Origin of the sequence: Pantoea sp. QMID4 (assembly GCF_030270445.1) — a bacterium.
GTDB lineage: Bacteria > Pseudomonadota > Gammaproteobacteria > Enterobacterales > Enterobacteriaceae > Pantoea > Pantoea vagans.
The window spans coordinates 1-2,643 of the sequence record NZ_BSXL01000018.1; the positions used below are offsets into that span (position 1 = coordinate 1).

The window sequence follows — 2,643 nt, forward strand, 5'->3', positions numbered from 1 at the left end:
TCGCTCATAGCGGACCCTGGCCGCCGTCAGTCCGCTCTGTGCCACAAGCGGACGTTCCTCGTACACAAGAATACCGCTTATCAGGCATTATGTTTCATCATGTGATGAGGTGGTTTTACTATAAGCTTTGTATCGTAGAAAGGATAAAATCCACACGATCCTCAACAGAAACGCACGGTAACTCAATTAATCGATAATCATATTCCCGGTATGTTTTCATCATTGCATTATATGTCTCGATCGCAATATCAAAAGCTTGCTTTCGCTCTTTATCCTGTACATATATGTCACGCCAGGGTGGTGCAATAAATACAGTTGGGTTATAGCGAAATTTCTCGATAGCATTTTCCAGATGGCTCGGTACGTTAAGCCCTGAAAGACGTAAATAACCTACAACATCAGGAACTCCACGATCGAAGAAGCATGGTTTTGTTTGCCCTTCTGCTTCATGCCACGAACGCATTTCCCAGGATAGCATGAGCTCTGCGAATGCAGTCTGATTGGCCCACGGCAATGCATCACCTCCGATGTTAACCTGATCTTGTATAACACCTCTTCCAGCTTCTTTAGAACTCCAAAACCCTCTTTTTATAATCGCATCAACTATCGTGCTTTTGCCTGAACCTGGGCCACCTGTAAGAATGAAACGATGTTGCAAAGCTGAAGACATTGAACACTCCTGAACATTGATAGACGCGATGAAAAAGTAATAGTGATGGCATACTTTTGCCTTATCACCAGATGACCTTTTGATGATTTGAGTAACTGCATTTTATCCTGATTTGCATGTCCGCTTCTCGCTCAAAGCGGAACCTTACAGCGCGTAAGTCCGCCTGATACCCAGAGCAGAAGTAGCGCATGAACTGTTATGGTAGATTTGAACGTTCGGCAGGATTACTGGAGGATAAGCTGAATGCTTCTGGATAAGCTCAAATTACTCGAATGCAGCCTTCACGGTGATAGGCGTAACGATGGGGAGTGGCTTGAGCTGCTTCTCCACCCTGAATTTAGGGAGATTACCCGGTCAGGCGTAATGGTTGACCGTTCAGTAACGATCTCGTCACTATTAAACGAGAAAAAGTCATCGCCTATTATAAGCAGCGATTTCTGGCTCACTGAAATGGGGAGTGGCTGCGCCATTCTTCACTACCGGACGTCTTGTGCTGACGGAAGCCATCCTGCGTTGCGCTCCTCGTGCTGGTTGTATTCGGCGGAAGGCCAGTGGACTCTGTTTTTTCATCAGGCCACGCCTACAGCATGTAGCCTAGGTTTGTGATCGAACCCTATACTCGCTGGCAGGCTCATTAAACACTGCCAGTTGTCTGTTATTTGAGAGTAATCATCAGTAAATGTCCGCTTTTCGCTCCCTGTGGACTTCCAGGTCTGTCAGATATCTGTTATCTGTGCTATCAGCATGAATACCTCATGATGAGCCGGTACCGGCAGTGAACTCAGCATCAGAACCGAAAATTTTCCCGGAGTTAAGTACGCCATAGCACCAGTGAACCAGCTTTCGCATGACTGCCCCGATTGCCACCATTCTGGGCTTGCCCCGCAGTAAAAGCTCTTCATAGAAGCTGCGCATCCTCTTATTACAGCGTCTGGCACAGAGTGCCGCCATATACAATTTTGCCCGCAGCTGAGGTGGTCCGATTTTAGACATCCTGGCTTTACCGCGCACGGACGTCCCCGACCGTTTTTCAATGGGTGCCACACCCATAAAGGCGGCAACCTGGCCTGCTGACTCGAAATCATGGCTCCGCAAAACGATCAGCATGTTCATACCGAGCTGAGGACCCACTGCCGGGATAGAAGTCAGAAGGTCATAGTCTTGTTGCAGCGCTTCGTGTGCTTTAATGTGCGTTTTAATCAGCTGCTCAGTGGCTTTCACCTCTTCCCGGAGGATTCTGGCCATGCGCAGGCACGAGCTGATAACGTCAGGTGGCGTATGCGTACTCTGGTATTTTTCCAGCCGGTTTTCTTCACGCACGGCGTCGCTCAGCAACGCGTCACGCCGGCGGATAAGCGCGCTGAGGTACCGGACTTCATCTGAGGGCGGCAACCAGCGCTGGGGCTTTTTCAGTAATGCATAGCAGGCCAGCATGTAAGCATCCACTTTGTCCGTTTTAGTCAGAATGCCCATGCCCCGGGCAAAATCCCTGCTGCGGTGAGGGTTGGCCAGCGAAACGTATCCTCCTGCCTCATGCAGTGAGAATGCAAGGCGTTCGTGGTAAACGCCAGTCGCTTCCATAATCAGATGAACGTCACCGGGGCCGCAGTGCTGCAGACGCAGCCAGCGAAAAATATTAGCCGCCGCGCTGCGGTCATTTTTGATCTTTTTTGTCCGTATACGCCCCTTTATATCGTCATAAAGTATGCAGAGATCAAGGGTGTCTTTACTTACGTCTATGCCTACAGGAAACATCATCATTCTCCTCTCACAGTGACAGTCACGCCTGTTCGCCTTGTACATACGGAGTCGTGCTCCCGGTAACCGTTCAACAAAATGTGCTGGCGTGAAAGGTGAAGCAGAGGACCGTAAGCTGCCAGACAGGATCGGTATTTAAACCGTCCTCAGGAAAGGGACCGGTTCGCTCTGCTTCAGTGGTGATAGCTAATCACCACGTAATGTTAGATACAAGG

The 2,643-nt window shown here is 49.3% G+C and carries 2 protein-coding genes; both read right to left on the reverse strand.

Features of this window, described 5'->3' with window-relative positions; genetic code table 11:
• Nucleotides 1–118: 118 nt before the first annotated feature.
• A complete protein-coding gene (locus tag QSK07_RS22545) occupies nucleotides 119–670 on the reverse strand; it encodes an AAA family ATPase (protein WP_285723296.1) in 552 nt (183 codons plus the stop codon).
• Between the two features lie 753 nt (nucleotides 671–1,423).
• The gene (locus tag QSK07_RS22555) at nucleotides 1,424–2,425 is read right to left on the reverse strand and encodes an IS110 family RNA-guided transposase (protein ID WP_064366040.1); all 1,002 of its coding nucleotides are present in this window, start codon (nucleotides 2,423–2,425) and stop codon (nucleotides 1,424–1,426) included.
• Between the last annotated feature and the right edge of the window lie 218 nt (nucleotides 2,426–2,643).